The organism is Massilia sp. 01N410 (assembly GCF_056399665.1).
In genome coordinates this window covers 109,137-128,477 of sequence record NZ_JBFTRV010000015.1, presented here as the reverse complement: position 1 = coordinate 128,477, position 19,341 = coordinate 109,137, and the positions used below count along the sequence as shown (strand labels likewise).

The 19,341-nt window shown below is 65.9% G+C and carries 19 protein-coding genes; 9 read left to right on the top strand and 10 right to left on the bottom strand.

Annotated features, from left to right (window positions below; all coding sequences use genetic code 11):
- Window positions 1-3: 3 nt before the first annotated feature.
- Window positions 4-1,788 (bottom strand): PKD domain-containing protein, encoded by a 1,785-nt coding sequence (locus AC1DOP_RS19470; protein WP_477252858.1) that lies wholly within the window; start codon window positions 1,786-1,788, stop codon window positions 4-6.
- Window positions 1,789-2,475: 687 nt separating this feature from the next.
- On the opposite strand from AC1DOP_RS19470, the gene AC1DOP_RS19465 reads away from it, so the two are divergent.
- Window positions 2,476-2,853: a COG4315 family predicted lipoprotein gene (locus AC1DOP_RS19465; RefSeq protein WP_441935096.1), complete on the top strand. Its 378-nt coding sequence runs from the start codon at window positions 2,476-2,478 to the stop codon at window positions 2,851-2,853.
- An 89-nt stretch (window positions 2,854-2,942) separates the two neighbouring features.
- Window positions 2,943-3,641, top strand: coding sequence for an HAD family hydrolase (locus AC1DOP_RS19460; protein WP_441935095.1), 699 nt, complete (start codon window positions 2,943-2,945; stop codon window positions 3,639-3,641).
- On the opposite strand, the gene AC1DOP_RS19455 is transcribed toward AC1DOP_RS19460, so the two are convergent.
- From AC1DOP_RS19455 to AC1DOP_RS19440, 4 genes are all read right to left on the bottom strand, one after another.
- Window positions 3,635-4,084 carry a hypothetical protein gene (locus tag AC1DOP_RS19455; protein WP_477252855.1) on the bottom strand — a complete coding sequence of 150 codons (450 nt, stop codon included), beginning with the start codon at window positions 4,082-4,084 and terminating at the stop codon, window positions 3,635-3,637. The genes AC1DOP_RS19460 and AC1DOP_RS19455 overlap by 7 nt on opposite strands.
- Complete coding sequence (locus AC1DOP_RS19450; protein WP_477252887.1) at window positions 4,071-5,219, bottom strand: MGDG synthase family glycosyltransferase; 1,149 nt, start codon at window positions 5,217-5,219, stop codon at window positions 4,071-4,073. Before AC1DOP_RS19450 ends, AC1DOP_RS19455 begins: the two co-directional genes overlap by 14 nt.
- Window positions 5,220-5,328: 109 nt before the next feature.
- Entirely contained in the window at window positions 5,329-6,018 is a 690-nt protein-coding gene (locus AC1DOP_RS19445) for a hypothetical protein (protein ID WP_441935093.1), read from the bottom strand.
- A gap of 27 nt (window positions 6,019-6,045) precedes the next feature.
- Window positions 6,046-7,188 carry a branched-chain amino acid ABC transporter substrate-binding protein gene (locus AC1DOP_RS19440; RefSeq protein WP_477252853.1) on the bottom strand — a complete coding sequence of 381 codons (1,143 nt, stop codon included), beginning with the start codon at window positions 7,186-7,188 and terminating at the stop codon, window positions 6,046-6,048.
- Window positions 7,189-7,256: 68 nt separating this feature from the next.
- Here AC1DOP_RS19440 and AC1DOP_RS19435 point away from each other — a divergent pair, with 68 nt between their 5' ends.
- Entirely contained in the window at window positions 7,257-8,168 is a 912-nt protein-coding gene (locus AC1DOP_RS19435) for a DUF4886 domain-containing protein (RefSeq protein ID WP_441935091.1), read from the top strand.
- Here the strand turns inward: AC1DOP_RS19435 and AC1DOP_RS19430 are convergent.
- From AC1DOP_RS19430 to AC1DOP_RS19420, 3 genes are all read right to left on the bottom strand, one after another.
- Complete coding sequence (locus AC1DOP_RS19430; RefSeq protein ID WP_441935090.1) at window positions 8,121-9,062, bottom strand: LysR family transcriptional regulator; 942 nt, start codon at window positions 9,060-9,062, stop codon at window positions 8,121-8,123. The two genes, AC1DOP_RS19435 and AC1DOP_RS19430, sit on opposite strands and share 48 nt — an antisense overlap.
- Before the next feature lie 49 nt (window positions 9,063-9,111).
- Entirely contained in the window at window positions 9,112-9,456 is a 345-nt protein-coding gene (locus tag AC1DOP_RS19425) for a CzcE family metal-binding protein (protein WP_441935089.1), read from the bottom strand.
- A 344-nt stretch (window positions 9,457-9,800) separates the two neighbouring features.
- Window positions 9,801-11,873, bottom strand: a complete 2,073-nt coding sequence (locus AC1DOP_RS19420) for a M13 family metallopeptidase (protein ID WP_441935088.1) — start codon at window positions 11,871-11,873, stop codon at window positions 9,801-9,803.
- A 155-nt stretch (window positions 11,874-12,028) separates the two neighbouring features.
- Here AC1DOP_RS19420 and AC1DOP_RS19415 point away from each other — a divergent pair, with 155 nt between their 5' ends.
- Both AC1DOP_RS19415 and AC1DOP_RS19410 read left to right on the top strand, forming a co-directional pair.
- A complete protein-coding gene (locus AC1DOP_RS19415) occupies window positions 12,029-12,928 on the top strand; it encodes a CAP domain-containing protein (protein WP_441935087.1) in 900 nt (299 codons plus the stop codon).
- A 107-nt stretch (window positions 12,929-13,035) separates the two neighbouring features.
- Window positions 13,036-13,464: an organic hydroperoxide resistance protein gene (locus AC1DOP_RS19410; RefSeq protein ID WP_441935086.1), complete on the top strand. Its 429-nt coding sequence runs from the start codon at window positions 13,036-13,038 to the stop codon at window positions 13,462-13,464.
- A gap of 9 nt (window positions 13,465-13,473) precedes the next feature.
- On the opposite strand, the gene AC1DOP_RS19405 is transcribed toward AC1DOP_RS19410, so the two are convergent.
- Window positions 13,474-14,838 (bottom strand): HD-GYP domain-containing protein, encoded by a 1,365-nt coding sequence (locus tag AC1DOP_RS19405; protein ID WP_441935085.1) that lies wholly within the window; start codon window positions 14,836-14,838, stop codon window positions 13,474-13,476.
- A 192-nt stretch (window positions 14,839-15,030) separates the two neighbouring features.
- On the opposite strand from AC1DOP_RS19405, the gene AC1DOP_RS19400 reads away from it, so the two are divergent.
- The gene (locus tag AC1DOP_RS19400) at window positions 15,031-16,482 is read left to right on the top strand and encodes a catalase (protein ID WP_477252849.1); all 1,452 of its coding nucleotides are present in this window, start codon (window positions 15,031-15,033) and stop codon (window positions 16,480-16,482) included.
- Window positions 16,483-16,495: 13 nt separating this feature from the next.
- On the opposite strand, the gene AC1DOP_RS19395 is transcribed toward AC1DOP_RS19400, so the two are convergent.
- On the bottom strand, window positions 16,496-17,188 hold the full coding sequence (locus tag AC1DOP_RS19395) for an alpha/beta fold hydrolase (protein ID WP_477252847.1): 693 nt from the start codon (window positions 17,186-17,188) through the stop codon (window positions 16,496-16,498).
- Between the two features lie 126 nt (window positions 17,189-17,314).
- Between AC1DOP_RS19395 and AC1DOP_RS19390 the strand changes: the two genes are divergently transcribed.
- The 3 genes from AC1DOP_RS19390 (at window position 17,315) to AC1DOP_RS19380 (ending at window position 19,340) form a co-directional block, all read left to right on the top strand.
- Window positions 17,315-17,800: an acyl-CoA thioesterase gene (locus AC1DOP_RS19390; protein WP_441935082.1), complete on the top strand. Its 486-nt coding sequence runs from the start codon at window positions 17,315-17,317 to the stop codon at window positions 17,798-17,800.
- Window positions 17,801-18,299: 499 nt separating this feature from the next.
- Window positions 18,300-18,890 carry a choice-of-anchor J domain-containing protein gene (locus AC1DOP_RS19385; protein ID WP_441935081.1) on the top strand — a complete coding sequence of 197 codons (591 nt, stop codon included), beginning with the start codon at window positions 18,300-18,302 and terminating at the stop codon, window positions 18,888-18,890.
- 30 nt (window positions 18,891-18,920) lie between these two features.
- Window positions 18,921-19,340, top strand: a complete 420-nt coding sequence (locus tag AC1DOP_RS19380; protein ID WP_441935080.1) for a post-PEP-CTERM-1 domain-containing protein — start codon at window positions 18,921-18,923, stop codon at window positions 19,338-19,340.
- Window position 19,341 lies beyond the last annotated feature (1 nt).

Sequence of the window (19,341 nt, the reverse complement as noted above, 5' to 3'; positions counted from 1 at the left end):
CGGCTATTGCTGCAGTATCCTCCCCGCTACCAGCGCCCCGCCGGCAACACCGGGGCGCGTGCCCTGGCTGTCGTAATCCACCACCTCCTTGTGCGTCACGGGATCGAGATGCCAGACCTTCAGGCTGAAACGGCCCCGCTCGCCCGGGCTTGCGGCCGCGCCCGTCATCGTGCTCAGGATAAATTTATAACCGCCTGAGCCATCGATCGTACCGCTGCCTTCGAACTGCGCCCCCGCTCCCTTCACCGCCACCGGCCGCAGGCTGGCGCTGCGGAAGCTCATGCCGGGAAGGTCGACCTGCAGTTGGGCCCCGGCGCCGGCCAGGAAGCTGAAGGACGCCCTGGCGGAACGGCCCGGCGCCTTCCTGAGCGCACCTTGCGGCGACACGAAGCTGCCGCTGCCCGCCACCACGCCGCCGGACGGCTCGTAGACGATGAGCTTGCGGCTGACCGCGGCGCTACGGCCGGCAGCGTCGACGATCGTGGCCCGCACCGAATAGATGCCCGGCGCGGCGTAACTGTGGCTGGCGCTGGCGCTGCCGGCGGCGCCGCTCACGCTCAACTTGCCGGCCTGGCCTGCACTGCCGTCACCCCATGACCAGGTGAGGCTGCGCATCCCGGCCAGGCTCTCTCCCCTGAAGCCGACCGATGCCTCCAGCGGAGCGCCCCGCTTCACCACATCTGCCGCCTCGAGCGGGCCGAGCGCGCAAGCCACCGGTTTGCCATCGTCCGGCTTCAGCAGCACCAGCCCGGCGTTCGAACTCGCCACGATCATTCCGCTGTCGTTGATCGCCAAGGCGTCGTCCAGCTTGAGACCGGCGGGGGCATCGCGCAGACGCATGTTCAGGTCGATCATGCCCTGGTTCGCGGCCCACAGGAAGGCCCGTGAATCGCCGCCCGCGTTGTCTGCCGAACCGACGATCTGTCCCTTGCCGTTGATGCCGATGGCGCGCGATTGCAGCCCGCCGAGCGTGCCGAGATCGACCATGCCACCGGCACGCGTCCACGACATCGCGTGCTGCCTGTCGGTGCCGAAATCGATGACGCCGGCCGCATGCAACTTGGGGTTCATTGCCAGCACAAACGATTCGGTGCCCCCGGCCGTACCGAGATCGAGCATGCCGCTGGCGCGGGTCCAGAAGAAGGCGTGGTAAAGATAAGCGTTGGCGGGTCCGATGAAAGCGCCGGCGACCTGGTCCTTGGGGCCGATCGCGTAGGGATAGGCGTCGCCGCTGCCAGGGGCCGAGATATCGATCATGCCGCTTTTACGCGTCCACACGAATCCATCGCGGCTCATGGCGGCCGTATCCGAATTCCCTGCAATCAGCCCGGCATCGTTGATCAACGTCGCGCTGGAAAAGCTGGTGTTCCCGGTCGTGAACGCGCCCAGGTCCTGCATTCCGTCGGTGGCGCTCCAGCGGAACGCATGCGGCGGCGTCGACGGCACACCTTCGGAAGTGCCCACCACGACACCGCGGTTGTTGATCGCCGACGCCGCCGAATTCGCCGCGCCCGGGAGGACGCCAAGATCGATCATGCCTCTGCCGCTGCGCCACACGAAGGCGTGCTCGAGGCCGGACGGAAGCGTGGAACGGCCGGTCACCTGTCCCGCGTCGTTCACGTCGACCGCATTGGTGCCCGGGCCGCCCAGGGTGCCGATATCGGTCGTTACCGTTCCGTCATAGAAGTATCCGCGGGAGCCGGCCCCCGACTGCATCGAGAACGACACCTGGCCTTTGCTGTTGACGACCGGTAGTTCGCTGAGGTCTCCGGTGCCCAGGTTGATCACGCGATAGCCGGTAGGCGCGGCCGCGGCCTGCGGTTCGGCCGGCCCGGCACCCTGTGCCGTCGCCAGGCCGGCGAGCAGGCACGGCAACAACCAGCGGGAGGCGCTTCCCGGTCCACCTGTTCCACGTATGGATCGCATTTTTATCCCCAGTTAAAAAGTGAGCTGGCACTTTGAGCTGTAAATATAGTACGAGTTTTGCCCGAGACTTTCGCCCATGAGGCCTGTCAACGCAAAGGAACGATGCGAAAGCGCCACATGCGGGCAGCGCCGTGACACGCTTACTTAAGCTAACGGGAAATTAAGAATAAATGCCTGGAAAGTTCTGACTGGTCCAGCGACCGTTCCGCGATCATCGCGGCCGGAAAGGCTGATCTGCCAAGCAAGTTCCCTCGCTGGGCAGGAAAACGCCAACCTCGTTGGGTTGGCGTTTTTTTCACGCTGATTAATGGAAGAACAGATAGATCAGCACAAGAACGATGGCCGGCACGCCCAGAATCCACGCCAGGAAATATTTGCCCATGATCGTGCTCCTTTACATTTGCGATGAGTACGGATCCATGGTGCCTTGAGAGGATGCCATTGTCCGTACGCTAATACACAAAGTGCGCGGCAGGCTTCCGCACAGGACTACAATGGCCCGGCAGTTCACAACCGATTCGCGATCCGAAGCATTCACAGGAGACTTCCATGAACATGAAATCAGTCAGCCTTGGTTCTGCAATCCTGCTTACCGTATTCTCCCTGTCCGCGCACGCGGCCGACCTGCCGGTCAAGAAGGTCAACGGCATGCTGGTCGATTCGAAGGGCATGACCGTCTATACCTTCGACAAGGACAGCGCCGGCAGCGGCAAGAGCACCTGCACCGGCGCCTGCGCGCAAAACTGGATGCCGGTGATGGCGGGCGACGCCACGCTTTCCTCGCCCTACTCCACCGTCATGCGCGACGACGGCAGCAAACAGCTCGCCTATCACGGCAAGCCGCTGTACACCTTCGTCAAGGACAAGAAGCCGGGCGACAAGGCCGGCGACAAGATGAAGGACATGTGGCATACCGTCACCGATTGAGCAAAGCGGGTGGCGGCGTCATACGCCGGTAACGATCACGCTTGTATGATGAACGAACTGCAGCAAGGGAAACCGGGCGCCAGGCACTCATGTACAAAAGCGACAAACGGCTGTTGATCCTCGACGCGGACGGCACGACCATCGACGCGTTTTCCGCCATCGAAGCGGCGTTTGCGCGGCATGGACTGGCGATCGGCGACGAGACCAGTTTCCGCAAGCGCCGCCACCTGCTGAAATACCTGGGAGGATTGAAGGAGTTCCCTTCGATCATCAAGAACAATCTGCGCAAGGGCAGCCGCGCGCGGCTGGTCGACAGCCTCACCGAGGTCTACCGGCAGGAAGCCAGGCTCTACGAGGGCATCCCCGAACTGGTCCGGACCCTGATCGCGGCGCCCGACATCGCCGTCGGCATGGTCACGCGCAATATCACCAACGAACCGCTGGAGACGCTGCGCCAGCTGTTCGCACGCTACGAGATCGACATCAGCGAGCTCGATTTCTTCGTCCACATCCCGCTCGGCGAAAAGAAGACCAGCCAGTTCCGCGCGATCCGCGAGCAGTTCGGCATCAACCCGGCGCGCGCCTATGTGTGCGGGGACGAGCACAAGGATTTCGCGGCCGCGATCGGCAGCGGCATGCATCCCTTCATGGTCTCCTACGGCTTCGAAGACTACGGCCGGCTGACGGAAAAATTCGACATTCCGCACGAGCTGATCTCGCGCACCTCGGCCGAGCTGTGCCTGCGGGTGCGGCACGCCCTCGGCCTCGGCCCCGGGTCCGCTCAATAGCTGACCGCGAACAGCAGGATGCAGGCGGCGCCGAAGATCCAGTAGTCGACCGGCGCGCCCCAGAGCCAGTGCTTGTGCCAGGGCACGTGCTCGCGCCGGAAACGGCGCCAGCCGAAGGCGGGGTTGACGACGAACCAGAGGAAATCCTCGGCCACCCAGAACAGCATCACGCAGGCCAGCACCCGGCCTTCCAGCCGCAGCGACCACTCGCCCATGAAGCACAGCGGGAAGTGGAAGACGATGCCGATGAAGGAAAACATCCAGGCGTGGTAGCCCGTCATCGGGCGGCCGCCCCAGAACAGGTCGAGCAGGCGATGGTTCTCGATCCGCCAGGTGGGCAGGTTGGCGGCCCAGCCGCCTTCTCCTTCGATCTCGACTTCGACGCGCGCGAGGAAATAGGCGGCGACCAGGACGCCGGCCAGCGTGAACTCAATGGTGTGCATCGTGGCTTTCGACTTGCTGCAGGACCGCCGCCAGCACCTGCATGGCGGCGCGCGGACGCCCCAGTTCCCTGGCGCGGGCGCGCATCGCCTTCAGCCGGATCGGACTGGCCAGCAGCGAACGGACGCGGTATTCCAGGGCCGGCAGGTCGGCGGCCTTGAGCGCCACACCGTGCTCGAGCAGGAAGTTGGCGTTGCATTCCTCCTGCCCCGGGATCGCGGAATTGACGATCATGGGCAGGCCCATCGCCAGGCACTCGGCCGTGGTCGAGCCGCCCGGCTTGGTGATCGCCAGGTCGGCGCAGGCCATCAGGCGCTCGACCTTGCCGGTATAGCCCCGCGGCGCCAGCCGGCCGGGAAAGTCGGCCGCCAGTTGCCGCAGCGCGACCAGCTGCGCCGCATTCCTCCCCGCCAGGACGATCATCTGCAGGCCGCTGTCCGCCTCCAGCAGGCGCCGGGCCACGCCGCTCAAATCCCCGAGACCGGCCCCGCCGCCCATCAGCAGCACCGTGCTCACCCAGGGGTCGAGGCCGAGCGCATGCGCGCATTCGATGCGGCCGGGACGCGCCGCAAAGCCCGGCATGACGGGAATCCCGGTGACGTGGATCGCCTGTTCGGGCACGCCGTGGCGGCGCAGCTGGAACGCCACTTCCTCGCTGGCGGCAAAGTAGCCGGCGACGTGGGGATGGACCCACATGCGGTGCAGGTCGAAGTCCGTGACCTGTACCCACACCCGGCAGCGCAGGCGGCCGCTGCCGGCTTCGCGCGCCAGGATCTCGGCCGGCAGGAAGTGGGTGCAGACGACGATGTCCGGATCGCGCCTGGCGACTTCCTCGACCAGGGGTCGGCTGTCGCGCGCTTCGATGCGGCGGCGCAGGCGGTCGATCCAGCCGTCCGCACGCTCGCGGTTGGTCCAGCGGTAGATGGCGCTCCACAGCCCCGGCATGCGCCTCACCAGGAACAGATAGAGGTCGGTGTAGACCCGGCGCAGGCGCCGCGTGGCGAAGGCGGTCGCGTCCAGGTGGCTGACGTCGGCCTGCATGCCGGACGCGCCGGCCCAGGCGTGGATGGCCTCGGCTACCCGCGTGTGCCCGGCGCCGGCGGGAACGCTGAGCAGCAGGATCTTCTTGCCGGCCATGGGCGCGTCGAAGCCGGTATCCCTCACGATGTGCATTCCCCTGGCATGCGGCCCCCGAAAGATGGTTGCCGCCTACTCTAGACCGGGATCGTGACAGGAACGTGACGCGCTAGCTGTTGTGTTCGTGGTCGCCGGAGGCGTGGCCGAGACCGAGGCCCATGCCCATTCCCATGCCGCCACCGCCGCCGCCTTCTCCACCGCCTCCGCCACCTTTAGCACCGCCACCGGCGCCGCCTTCTCCCTTGCCGCGCGCGCCGCCGCTGCCCTGGGTGCGGGTCGGTCCCTGCAGCGGGATCACGACGTCCTCCGGCATCGGTCCCAGGTCCAGCGCCTCGCGGATGAAGTCGCGCAGCGAGACCACCAGCTCCGCCGTGTGGATCGGACGTCCGGCCGCCATGTCGCTGGCGGCCTGGCCGGCCAGCCGGCAGTGCTGCTCGGTACCGAGCAGCAGGATGTCGGCCAGCGCCGCCTCGACGGCATCGCGGATGCGCCGCGCGCGCTCGGAATTCACGCGCGCCGCCTCCGCCGCCGACGGCGCGGCGCCATCGGCCGATGGCGGCGCCGCGCGCAGCTCGCGCAGGTGGGTGGGATCGACGGTCAGCTCGCCGGTGAAGGAGCCGCCCAGCGTCCGGTAGGCCGCGATCAGGGTCCGCAGGCGCTCGTTGATCTGGCGGTTCATGCGCTCGCGGCGCTGCTGGATGGTCTGCATCATCAGCACCCGGATGCCGACGCCGATCAGGGTGACGATGGCAAGGCTCATCAGCGTGGTGAACACGCCCTGCCAGGAGCTGAGATCCATATAGCGCACAGGCCCCCCGCGCAGCGATTAACGCACCACCTGCAGCTTTACCTGCTTGCCGTCGCGGTAGGTGTAGAGCGTCAGCGCGGCATTGTGCAGGTCGCCGTTGGGGTCGAAGGCGATGTCGCCGGTGACGCCGTGGTATCTGATCTTCGCCAGCGCCGGCAGGAACTTCGCCGGGTCGGTCGAACCGGCCTGCTGCATCGCCTGGGCGAACACCATGGTGGCGTCATAGGCGTAAGGCGCATAGGTCTGCAGCGGGATCCTGTAGCGCTGGCGGTAGCGTTCGGCGAAGGCGGCGGCGGCCTGTTCCTCTTCGGCGCTGCCGACGCCGCCGGCCACCACGCAGATCACCTTGCCGTTGCCGAGGGCGTCGCCGGCCAGCTGCGGCAGCTTTTCCGAGCACACGCCGTCGCCGGAGACGAGGGTCGCGCCGATGCCGAGCGCCTTCATCTGCTTGAGCATGGGACCGGCCACCGCATCCATGCCGCCGTAGAAGATCACGTCCGGCTTGTGCGCGCGGATCTGGGTCAGGATGGCGTTGAAATCGGTCGCCTTGTCGTTGGTGAACTGGCGGCTGACCAGCTGGGCGCCGCCCACCGCCTTCACGCCTTTCGTGAATTCGTCGGCCAGGCCCTGGCCGAAGGCGGTGCGGTCGTCGATCACCGCGATCTTTTTCGCCTTCAGGGTCTTGATCGAATACGCCGCCAGCGTGTGGCCCACCAGGCTGTCGCTGGCCACCACGCGGAAGGCGGTCTTGTAGCCTTGCCGGGTATAGAGCGGCGTGGTCGCCGCCGGAGAAATCTGCGGGATGCCGGCGCTGTTGTAGATCTTCGAGGCCGGCACCGTGGTGCCCGAATTCAGGTGGCCGACCACCGCCACCACGCCGTTGTCGACCAGCTTCTGCGCCGCCGCCGTGCCCATCTTCGGATCGGCGCCGTCGTCCTCGGCCTGCAGCACGAAGCGGACCTTCCTGCCGCCGATGACCGGGGCTTTCGCGTTCAAGTCGTCGATCGCCATGCGCGCGCCGTTCTCGATGTCCTTGCCCTGGTGGGCGCCGGTGCCGGACAGCGGCGACGCGCTGCCGATCCTGACGTCGAGCGGGGCCTGGGCCCGGGCAGACGATGCGGAAAGAAGCAGCAGGACGGGCAGGATGACGGCTGGACGCATGGGCTTTCCTTTCGATGGGATGTCCGATTGTACAATCGTCGGGCGAATAACCAGATCCCGGAGACGACATGCCCATCCGCCACGCCCTGCCCTGCGCCGTCCTTGCCCTCCTGACCACCGCATCCCTGCAGGCCGCGGCCGCGCCAGCCACCACCATCCTCTTCGTCGGCAACAGCTTCACCTTCGGCGCGCCGGCCGGTGCGGCCCCGCTGGTGCAGGGCTACCGGCCGGACAGCGTCACCGACCTGAACGGCACCCACATCGGCGGCGTCCCCGCCCTGTTCAAGGCCTTCACCGTGCAGGCCGGCCTGGACTACGAAGTGAGCCTGGAAACCTCGCCCGGCAAGGGCGTCGACTGGCATTACGAGCACAAGCTCGCCACCATCGCCAGGCCCTTCGACAAGGTCGTACTGCAGAGCTACAGCACCCTGGATGCCGCCAGGCCGGGCGATCCGGCTACCCTGGTCAAGTATTCCGGCCTGCTGGCCCAGGCCTTCCATGAGCAGAATCCGAATGTCGACGTGCGCCTGGCCGCGACCTGGTCGCGCGCCGACCAGACCTACAAGCCGGGCGGCGCCTGGTACGGCCAGCCGGTGTACCAGATGGCGCTCGACGTGCGCGCCGGCTACGACAAGGCGGCCCGGGCGTCGAAGCTGATCGGCGGCGTGATCCCGGTCGGCCAGGCCTGGAACCGCGCGATCGCCAGCGGACTGGCGGACCCGAATCCCTACGACGGCAAGGACACGGGAATCAATCTGTGGGCGCCGGACGACTACCACGCCAGCGTCTACGGCTACTACCTGGAGGCGCTGACCATCTTCGGCAACGTCACCGGCCGCGATCCGCGCTCGCTGGGCGCCAACGAATACGTGGCGAAGGAACTCGGTATCGGCGCCGACACCGCGGCCGCGCTGCAGAAGGTGGCGGCGGAGTCACAGGTCGCCGAAATAGGCCATGTCCCGCTCGATGGCCGGCGGTAGTTCCCGCTTGAGCAGGTCGATCCAGGCGCGCGTCTTGGCATCCACGAAACGACCGGAGGGCAGCAGCGCGAAGATTGCGATCTCGGGCGAGCGCCAGCCGGGCAGGACCTGCGCCAGCCGGCCGCTGCGCAGGTCGTCGACCACACTGTAGGCCGGCAGCAGGGCGATGCCCAGGCCGCGCAGCGCGCCGTCGAGCAGCACTTCGGCGATATTGCCGATCAGGGGGCCTTGGGGATCCAGGGTCACGTGCTCGTCGCCGCGGTCGAGCTGCCAGCAGGAGCTGAACGAGGAGGTCACCAGCCGCAGGCAGGTGTGCCGGGCCAGGTCCTGGGGATGCTGGGGCGTGCCGCGCTGCTTGAGGTAGTCCGGCGCCGCGCACAGCACCGAGAACATGCGGCCCAGTTTCATCGCCACCAGGGCGGAATCGGGCAGGTATTGCGCCAGGTAGATGCTGACGTCGATGCCTTCGGCCAGCAGGTCGGGCGGGCTCTGCGAAGAGCTGTACTCGAGGGTCACGCGCGGATTCGCCGCGCAGTAGGTGGACACCAGCGGCGTCACATAGCGGTTGCCGAAGGCCGTCATGCTCATCACGCGCAGGCGGCCGGATGACTGGTGGGCGCCGCCGCCGACCTCGCCTTCGGCCTGGGCGACCATGTCGAGGATGGCCTTGCAGTGCTCGGCATAGCGCTCGCCGGCGCCGGTGGCGGAGATGCGCCGCGTGCTACGGTGCAGCAGCTTGGTCTGCAGGCGGTTTTCCAGCAGGCTCACGAGGCGCGAGACCTGCGCCTTGGACATGCCCAGGTGTTCGGCGGCGGCGGTGAAGCTGCCGCCGTCCATGACATGCACGAAGGCGTTCATCGCGTGCAGCAGTCCGTAATCGAGATCCTTGCGCATAGCCCGCCATCTTACCAGCGCGCGGCCTCCGGCACCGGCACCCGTCTACTTAGTTGCCCTGGTACAGCGGGTTGTCCGACACATAGGCCATGACACGGTGGTTCAGCAGACCCTGCGGCGCGATCAGCGCCAGGTCGAAGGGCAGCACGTGGGCGCTGCCGTTCTGGAAGGTCCAGCTGAAGGAACGGTCGCCGACGACGAAGCGCACGGTCGAGCCGCCGGTGACGTTGACGTGGCGGGTGGCGTCGGTGACGACGATGACCTGGTCGACCGCGGCCTGGGCCGGCGCGGCATTGCCGCGGAGGTCGGCCTGTTGGACACCGGCGAAGGCGGCGGTGCTGGCGGCGGCCAGGGTCATGGCGGTGAGGACGGGGAGGATCAGCTTGGTTTTCATGTTCGTTTCCGTTTCTAAGTGCGCAGCGCCGCCACGGCGCCGCGCGTTGTTCTGGTGTGCCACCTGGCGTCGGTGGCACGTCAGTCGCTTGTTGTAGCGTTTTTCTGACAGGCAAATGGTACTGGCCGGGAACGAAGCGAAAAATAGCGATGGAGGGGATTGTTCGTTACGTATGACGTAACAATCGAGCCGAAAAGACGGCGTGCTCGCTACCAAAAACGTCGTCCCCGCGAAGGCGGGAATAGTGCCCCAGCACTATTCCCCCCAAGTTCTGCTTGCGCTAACGAAACGCTAACAAACTTGGATCCCCGCCTGCGCGGGGACGACGGATCAAACTGCAGTGATTACCAGAAAATGACGCGATCTTCCGGCGCCAGGTACATCTTGTCGCCCGGCTTGACGTCGAAGGTCTCGTAGAAGCCCGGGTGGTTGCGCAGGCTGCCGTTGACGCGGAATTCCGCCGGCGAGTGCGGGTCCGACTTGACCTGGGCGATCAGGGCCTGGTCGCGTGCCTTGCCGCGGCGGGCCTGGGCCATGCCCATGAAGATGCGCTGCTCGGCGGTGTAGCCGTCGATCACCGGCGCCGGCTTGCCCTTCAGCGAGATCCGGTAGGCGCGGCTGGCCATGATGGCGCCGGCGTTGTCGGCGATGTTCTCGCCCAGGGTCAGCTCGCCGTTCAGGTGGTAGCCGTCGACCGGGCTGTAGCCGGCGTACTGGTTCACCAGCACCTTGGCCTTGGCGCGGAATTTCTCGCCGTCTTCCTTGGTCCACCAGTTGCGCAGGTTGCCGTCGCCGTCGTACTGCGAACCCGAGTCGTCGAAGGCGTGGCTCATCTCGTGGCCGATCGAGATGCCGACCGCGCCGTAGTTGATGGCCGGCTCGGCGTCCGCGTCGTACAGCGGGGCCTGCAGGCGCGCCGCCGGGAACACGATCTCGTTCATGGTCGGGCTGTAGTAGGCGTTGACGGTCTGCGGCGTCATGCCCCATTCGCTGCGGTCGACCGGCTTGCCCAGCTTGCTGACGTTGCGCTTGTGCTCGAACTCGCGGGTGCGCATCACGTTGCCGACCAGGTCGTCACGCTTGATGGTGAGCGAGGAGTAATCGCGCCACTTGTCCGGGTAGCCGACCTTCACCGAGATCTTCGCCAGCTTGGCCTGGGCGGCCTTCTTGGTCTCGTCGCTCATCCAGTCCAGGGTCTCGATGCGCTCCTTGTAGGCCAGCATGAAGTTGTGGACCATCTCTTCGACCTGCTTCTTGCGCTCGGCCGGGAAGTAGTGCTCGACATAGACCTTGCCGACCACTTCGCCGAGGTCGCGGTTGACCTGGGCGATCGCGCGCTTCTCCAGCGGACGGTTGACCTTGGTGCCGCTCAGCACCGCGCCGCGGAAGGCGAAGCTCTCGTCTTCGAAGTCCTGCGACAGGTAGTTCGCGTAGGCGCTGATCAGGCGGAAGCTGAAGTAGGACTGCCAGGTCTCGACCGGGGTCGCGGCGATGATTTTATCCAGGCCCTGCAGGTAGGACGGCTGGCTGACCACGACTTCGGTCGCCTTGCCGACGCCGGTATCCTTCAGGTAGGTGGCCCAGTCGAAGCCCGGCGCCAGGGTCTTCAGTTCGGCGACCTTCATCTTGTTGTAGCGCTTGACCGGATCGCGGTTCTCGACGGCGCTCCACTGCACCTTGGCGATCTCGGTTTCCAGCGCCACGATGGCCTTCGCCTCGGCGGCGGCATCCTTGTGGCCGGCCAGGCTCAGCATCTTCTCGACGTGGGCCAGGTACTTGGCGCGGGTATCAAGCAGGCGGGCTTCGTCCTGCAGATAGAAATCGCGGTTCGGCATGCCCAGGCCCGACTGCGAGATGCCGACGATGTAGCGGGTCGAATCGCGGCTGTCCTGGCGCACGCCCATGTTCACCGGCGAACCGGCGCCGATGCGCTCGAAGTGGGCGGCCAGTCCGGCCAGCGCCTTCTTGTCCTTCAGCGCGGCGACGCGCGCCAGCTCGCCCTTCAGCGGGGCCAGGCCGAGTTCGTTGCGGCGCTGCTGGTTCACGTAACTGGTGTAGAAGTCGCCCATCTTCTGGGTGTCGGAACCGGCTTTCGCGTTCTTGTCCTGGGCGGCCTGCTCGATCAGGGTGCGGATCTGCTGCTCGACCTTGTCGGCGGCGATGTTGAAGGCGCCCCAGCTGGAACGGTCGTTGGGGATGTCGACGTCCTTCAGCCACTTGCCTTGCGAGTAGCGGAAGAAATCGTCCTGCGGGCGTACCGCGGCGTCCAGCGCGCCGGCGTCGACACCGGAACGGGAGCCGGCTGCCGCGCTCGAGGCTGCCGATGGTTCAGCCGCCGCGACCTTGGCGGGTGTGCCGGCGTGGGCAAGGCTGGCGAACAGACCCGCGATCAGGGCGCTGCACAGGGTACGCTTCATTGTGATGTCTCCATAAGAATCAAGTGTTTGATCGTAATTTAAACTTTGCCTCGTGCCAAGGTTCATTGGATGCATATGTCAGCCCATACAGTGGCCGGCTCCGCTTGATTTGGCGGCCGCCGGCCCCATCTCGGAACTTCTTCCCATCGCTTTCCATGCCTGCATTGCCCAGCCTGTCCAGCACCAGGGCCGCGCCCGCTGCGCGCCTGTCCGTCGCCCTTCTCTCATGCGCGGCGCTCCTGTCCACGCCCCGCGCCGGCGCGCGCGAGGGCGAGGAACTCGCGGGCCTGATCAACGCCTACCGCGCCGCGCCCGCTACCTGCGCGGGCCGCCCCGCCGCAGCCGCCGCGCCCTTGACGCCCGAGGCGGCGCTGTCCTCGTTGCGCATCGGCGTCGGCACCTTTCTCGAATCCGCGCTCAGGAAGGCGGGCTATGCCGCCGCCCAGGCCGAGGCGATCTCGGTGACGGGGCCGGAAGACGCCGAGGCGGCCATGACGGTGTTGCGCGAGCGCTACTGCGGCAAGCTGCTGAGCGGCGAGTTCTCGGCCATCGGCACGGCGCGCCACGGCAAGGAGTGGCAGGTGGTGCTGGCGCGGCCCCTGGTCTTCCCCGCCCTGCCCGATGCGGCCCGGTTGAGTCAGGAGCTGCTGAGCCTGGTGAACCAGGCGCGCGCCCGGCCGCGCAGCTGCGGCGCGCAGGGCTTCGGCGCGGCCCCGCCCCTGGCCTGGAGCGACACCCTGGCCACCGCCGCCCTCGGCCACAGCAAGGACATGGCCGAGAAACACTATTTCAACCACAAGGAGCCGGGCGGCAGCGACCCGGCCACGCGCGCCACGCGGGCCGGCTACCGCTGGACCAGGATCAGCGAGAACATCGCCTCCGGCCAGCGCACGGTGGAGGAAGCGGTGGCGGCCTGGCTGGACAGCCCCGGCCACTGCGCCAACATCATGAATCCGGCGATGACGGAGATGGGCGCGGCCTATGCGGTCAATCCGGCCAGCGAGAACCACACTACCTACTGGACGCAGATGTTCGGCAAACCAGCAGGCCGGTAAGAGACCTGCCATGTTTCTCGGCTATCGTTTCGATAGCGACAATTAAATAGCGCGCTATTTAATTTCGCGCTATGATTCATCCCACTCAACCACGAAAGGGTAAAGCGATGACCACCAAGCTCGACAAAGTCCTGTACACCGCAAAAGCACACACCACCGGCGGCCGCGAAGGCCGTTCCGTCTCCAGCGACAATCTGCTGGACGTGCGCCTGGCGCCGCCGACGGAAATGGGCGGCAAGGGTGACGCCACCAATCCGGAACAGCTGTTCGCCGCCGGCTACTCGGCCTGCTTCATGGGCGCAATGAAATTCGTCGCCGGCCAGAAGAAGATCGCGGTACCGGCCGATGCGGCCATCGACGCCAGCGTCTCGATCGGCCCGATCCCGGCCGGTTTCGGCCTGGCCGTGGAACTGGCGGTGAGCCTGCCGGGCATGGACCGCGCACAAGCACAGGAACTGGTCGAAGCCGCCCACGGCGTCTGCCCGTACTCGAACGCGACCCGCGGCAATATCGACGTGACCCTGACCGTCGTATAAGGTCCGGCTTCAGGCCGCTTCCGGGAACGGCACCCGCTCCACCGCCCGCACCAGGGCGTCGTAGCAGGCCGGATCGAGCGCCGTTCCCACGGTCTTCTGCATCATCTCCAGCGCCTGCGGTATCGGGATCGCGCCTCGGTAAGGCCGCGAGGCCGTGATCGCGTCGAAGATGTCGGCGGTGGTGATGATGCGCGTCTCGATGCGGATCTCCTCCGCCGCCAGTCCGCGCGGATAGCCGCTGCCGTCCAGGCGCTCGTGATGGGCGCCGGCGATGGCCGCCAGTTCGCGGAAGGCATCTATCCTCCTCAGGATCGTCTCCGTGAACTCGGCATGCAGCTTGACGGCGTCCCACTCGACGCGGTCGAGCGCACCCGCCTTGTCCAGCACGCTGTTGCTGACACCGAGCTTGCCGACGTCGTGCAGCAGCGCGCCGCGCTTGAGCCAACGCCGGCGTTCCATCGACAGTCCCAGCGCCTCTCCGATCATGTCCGTGTACAGCGCCACGCGCGCGCTGTGGCCGCTGGTGTATGGGCTCTTGGCATCGACCACCTGGCCGAAGGCGCTGGCGATGTCGTCCAGGTAGTCGTCGTCCAGCGCATGCTGGTGTCCTGCCCCGGCCGGCTGCAGGGCAGCGACCGCGCCGTCAATCGTTTCCGAGGCCAGCGTCGCCCAGAAGGCGTCCGACTGCGCGACCTGTTCGAAAGCCTGTACCAGTCCCGGGTCGAACCACTGTCCCGCGCGCGCGCGTGCTTCCTTCAGCGCGCCCTCGCGCCCGCTTTCGGTGTGAAACACGTCGATCACCTGCGCCAGCAAGGCAAGGCGCGAATACAAGGGGATCGCCTCGCCCGCCAGCCGCGCCGGCTTGCCGTTGCCGTTGAAATGCTCGTCCAGCGAATAGATGCCCTGGGCCACGCCTTCCGGAAAGCGCAGCAGGCGCGCGATGTCGGCGCCGCGCTGGCAGCGGGTGGCAACCAGCTCGCGCGCGATCTCCGGACCGTCGCGCAGGATCGTCATCACGCTGCGGAAGCGCTCGGCCAACCCGGCCTTCAGTCCCGTGTGCTTGAGCACGAAGCCCAGCACCTGCGGCAGGCTGTCGCCGACCGTCTTGTAGTCGCGCTTGAAATTCAGGTCGTCCGTCAGGTAGAGCTCGCAGATGCGCGCGGCATTGCTGCTGCAGCCCAGGTCCTTCAGCAGGAGCGTGTAGTAGAGCTCCCACAACTGGCTGGCGGGCATGCCGGCCTGGCGGCCGATGTGCATGCCAATCCAGCAGGCGCGCACGCAATGCCCGGGCGGCTGGCCTTCGGTGATGTCGAGCGCATAGCTCAGCGATGCAATCAATTCCGATAATTTGAGTTCGCCGGAGGACATAAGCATGTGGAAATATTTGATGATTCAGAGCAATAGGGTACTGCTAATGTACGCGTCTCATAGCATTAATTTTTACTATAGACCACATAGAAATAGATAGTTTGCACGTATAAGGCTCGCGCTCTACCATGAACATTAATAAACGATATCTATCGAATTAAATACATCGATAGCCATTAACCCTAACAGCGAGCTGACATGACCGATCTCACCACCGCCTCCGGCATTCCCGTCACCGACAACCAGAACTCGATCACCGCCGGGCCGCGCGGTCCGGTCCTGCTGCAGGATTTCCACCTGATCGAAAAGCTCCAGCATTTCAACCGCGAGCGCATTCCCGAGCGCGTGGTCCACGCCAAAGGCTCGGGCGCCTACGGCACGTTCACCGTCACCCATGACGTCAGCAAGTACACGAAAGCGAAGCTGTTCGGCGAGATCGGCAAACAGACCGAGACCTTCCTGCGTTTCTCGACGGTCGGCGGCGAAAAAGGCTCGGCCGACACCGAACGCGATCCGCGCGGTTTCGCCCTGCGCTTCTATACCGAGGAAGGCAACTGGGACCTGGTCGGCAACAACACCCCGACCTTCTTCCTGAAGGACGGCATCAAGTTCCCGGACTTCATCCACACCCAGAAGCGCGATCCGCAGACCAACCTGAAATCGGCCCAGCATGTCTGGGACTTCTGGAGCCGCGCGCCGGAAAGCCTGCACCAGGTGACGATCCTGTTTTCAAGCCGCGGCACCCCGGACGGCTACCGCCACATGGACGGCTTCGGCAGCCACACCTACAGCCTGATCAACGAGGAAGGCCGGCGCGTGTGGGTCAAGTGGCACTTCAAGACCCTGCAGGGCATCAAGAACCTGTCGGCAGCCGAGGCGGTGCGCCTGGCCGGCCTTGACCCGGACTACGCCCAGCGCGACCTGTTCAACGCGATTGCGAAAGGCGACTATCCGCGCTGGAGCGTCGAGATCCAGGTGATGGACGATGAACAGCGCGCCGCCTGGGAAGCGAAAACCGGCTGGGATGCGTTCGACTTGACGAAAGTGTGGCCGCAGGGCGACTTCCCGCGCATCCCGGTCGGCATCCTTGAACTGAACCGCAATCCGGACAACTATCACGCCGACGTCGAGCAGGCCGCGCTGTCGCCGTCGAACATCGTGCCGGGCCTGGGCTACAGCCCGGACAAGATGCTGCAGGCGCGCCTGTTCGCCTACCACGACGCCCAGCTCTACCGCGTCGGCACCAACCACCAGCACCTGCCGGTGAACCGCCCGCGCTGCCCCGTCCACAACCAGCAGCGCGACGGCGCGATGGCGATCGCCAACGGCGGAGCAAGCGCCAACTACGATCCGGTGGCCGGCACGCCGGCGGCCGGCGGCTTCGGCCACGGCGACGCCGGCTGGCAGCTCGAGGGGACGGCAGGCCGCTACGACACCCGCGCCCTTGATGATCACTTCACCCAGGCCGGCAATCTGTTCCGCCTGCTGAGCGAGGAAGAAAAGCGCAAGCTGATCGAAAACATCGCCGGCTCCCTCGCCCAGGCCGATGCCGCGATCCAGGACCGCCAGATCGGGCATTTCCTGAAAGCCGATCCGGCCTATGGCCAGGACGTGGCGGAGGCGATCCGGGCGCGCGCGAACAAGGCCTGAGCACGGACTGCGGTCAGCCGCCGTGGCGCTCCAGCCAGGGCACGATGACCGCGGCGAGGCGCTCCGGCGCCTCGATCGGGATCATGTGCCCGCTATCCTCGATCACCTCGAGCGTGGCGCCCGGGATCCCGGCCTGCAGCTCGCGCGCCTCCTCCAGGCTGCGCAGCTGGTCCTGGGCGGCCGCCACCACCAGGGTCGGGCAGCGGATCTCATGCAGGCGATCGAGGTCGCCGGGGCGCTCCAGCATCGACTGGCGCCGGAACACCTCGCCTCCCAGCCGTACTCCCATCGCCCTCACCCGCTCGATCAGCGCCTCGTTGTCGCGCTCCTTCGGATGCAGCGACGACGCCACCGCGATGCGGCTCAGGCCACTGAAGGCAAGCGACGGCGCCGCCTTGCCGATCGCGCCCTTGCGCTGCCTCAGCGCCGGGCTGTCGGGACGGGTCGAGGTGGCGATCAGCACCAGCGCCTGCACGCGCTCCGGCGCCAGGCGGGCGATGTCGCGCGCGACGTAGCCGCCCATCGAAAAGCCGACCAGCAGGAAGGACGGTGGCGCCGTCTCGAGCGCCCGGCGCGCCATCACCTCGATCGAGCCGTCGTGGCGCAGGTCGGCGTAGTGGATCGGCGCGAAGCGCGCCAGCGGTGCCTCGAGGTCGCGCCACAGGGTGTCGTCGGCCATGAAGCCGGGGACGAGCAGAAGAGCCATCGGATGATCCTTTTTGGGTAAGGTAGCAAATTTTAGGGGTTCTAAGCCTGCGGTTGCCTCACCGGGGTTTCCATGTCAGCATGCGGTGTCAGGTATCAAGTACCAGGAAATACGCAAGGAGCAAGAATGAGTCTTCCCAACCATCAGCTGAGCATGACGGTGCTGATGACCCCGGATACCGCCAATTTTTCCGGCAACGTCCACGGCGGCCATATCCTCAAGCTGCTCGACCAGGTGGCCTACGCCTGCGCCAGCCGCTATGCCGGCGCCTATGTGGTGACGATGAGCGTCGACCAGGTCACCTTCCGCCAGCCCATCCACGTGGGCGAGCTGGTGACCTTCCTGGCGGCCGTCAACTATACCGGCCGCAGCTCGATGGAAATCGGCATCAAGGTACTGGCCGAGAGCATCCGCACCCAGGAAGTACGCCACGTGAACAGCTGTTTCTTCACCATGGTGGCCGTCGGCGACGACAAGAAACCGGTGACGGTGCCACAGCTAGCGCCGTCCACGCCGGACGAAGCCCGCCGTTTCGAAGAAGCGAAAGGCCGCAAGGAATTACGCCTGGCGCTCGACCGCCAGCACGCCGAACGCGCCAAAGCGCGCGCCTGAGCATCCCCTCCTCCTGACCGCAAACAGGCGCCGCCCGGCGCCTGTTTGCGTTTACCGCCGCTGCGCCGGCGCGACCGTTGTCGGTAATCTTTACACCTGTTTTGACGCGATTCAACCTTTCTCCGGCGTCTTCCAAGTCCCGCCTCGTCATCCGTACTGACATCGACCTTCACAGGCGAATTGTTAATTTTGCGTGAAATTTCCTTGCGTTATTTATGAGCATGAAATTTCATTTAATTCAATATAACAACAATGATTTCTTGCAAAAAAGTACTTTTCCGTCGAAAAATCTTACATTTTGATGACATTTTTGCTCATTTTTAAATTTTCCTATACGAAATCAATTGCTTACAGTCCTGGCATGTAACGTGCAATACATACGCCGTTGGCTACCGCCAATCCGGGGGCGCGCAGCAAGGCCCACCCATCGTTCATACACAGGAGCGCAATACAAATGATCAAGAAAGCGTTAGCCGCAATGGCACTTGCAGGAACGGCGATGTCGGCACAGGCCGGTGTCGTACTCAGCGAGGGATTCGAGAACGTGGCAGGCCTGGCCGCCAAGGGATGGGTATTCACCAACAACAGTACCCCGGGCGGCCTCACTCCGGGCTGGTTCCAGGGCGACCAGAACATCTTCGGCGCCCAAGCGGGCAGCCCCTACTCGTACGCGGCAGCGAATTACAACGGCGCGCCCGCCGGCGGCACTCTCAATGCCTGGATGCTGACCCCGGTCTTCGACGCCAGCCATGGCGCCACCGTCTCCTTCTACCTGCGTGCCGACCACCTCGACGGGTATTTCGACCAGATCAACTTCGGCTTCGTGAATGCCAACGGCACCCTGACCGGCCTGGGCCTGACCTCGGTCAGCCCGGTCCCGGACAGCGACTGGGTCAAGTACACCGCTTCGGTCGGCACCAGCACGCTGGGCTCCGTCCGCTTCGCCTTCCAGTACACCGGCGCCGCCGACAACGCCAACTATGCCGGCGTGGACAGCCTGCTCGTCGACCTGCCGGAACCGGCCAGCATGGCGCTGATCGTCGGCGGCCTGCTGGGCCTGGGCGCGGCACGCCGCCGTTCGCGCGCCTGATCATTCCCGTCAAGATTTCTGGAGACTCTCATGTCGAAACTGAATTCCATCCAGCGCCTGCTGGGCACCGGCGTCGCCGGACTGGCCCTGTGCGCCTTCGCCCTGCCCGCCGGCGCCCAACAGGCGCAGCAGGAAGCCGTGCAATCCACCGATTCGCAAACCGTCACCCGTGACGCCGACACCGGCAAGCTGCGTCCGGCCACCGCCGCCGAGCAGGCCACCCTGCAATCGCTCAAGGCCAATCTGGCGCGCGAAGCGCCCAAGCCGACCCTGCAGAAATTCCACCGCAACGGCGCCACCGGCGTACGCCTGACCGACGAGTTCCTGACCGCTTCGACGGTCGTGCGCACCGCGGACGGCAAGCTCGACATGGTCTGCACCGACGCGCATGGCAGCCAACCGGCCGCTGCCCATGTCCATTCCGCCGCCAACACCCCAGTTACGGAGTAAT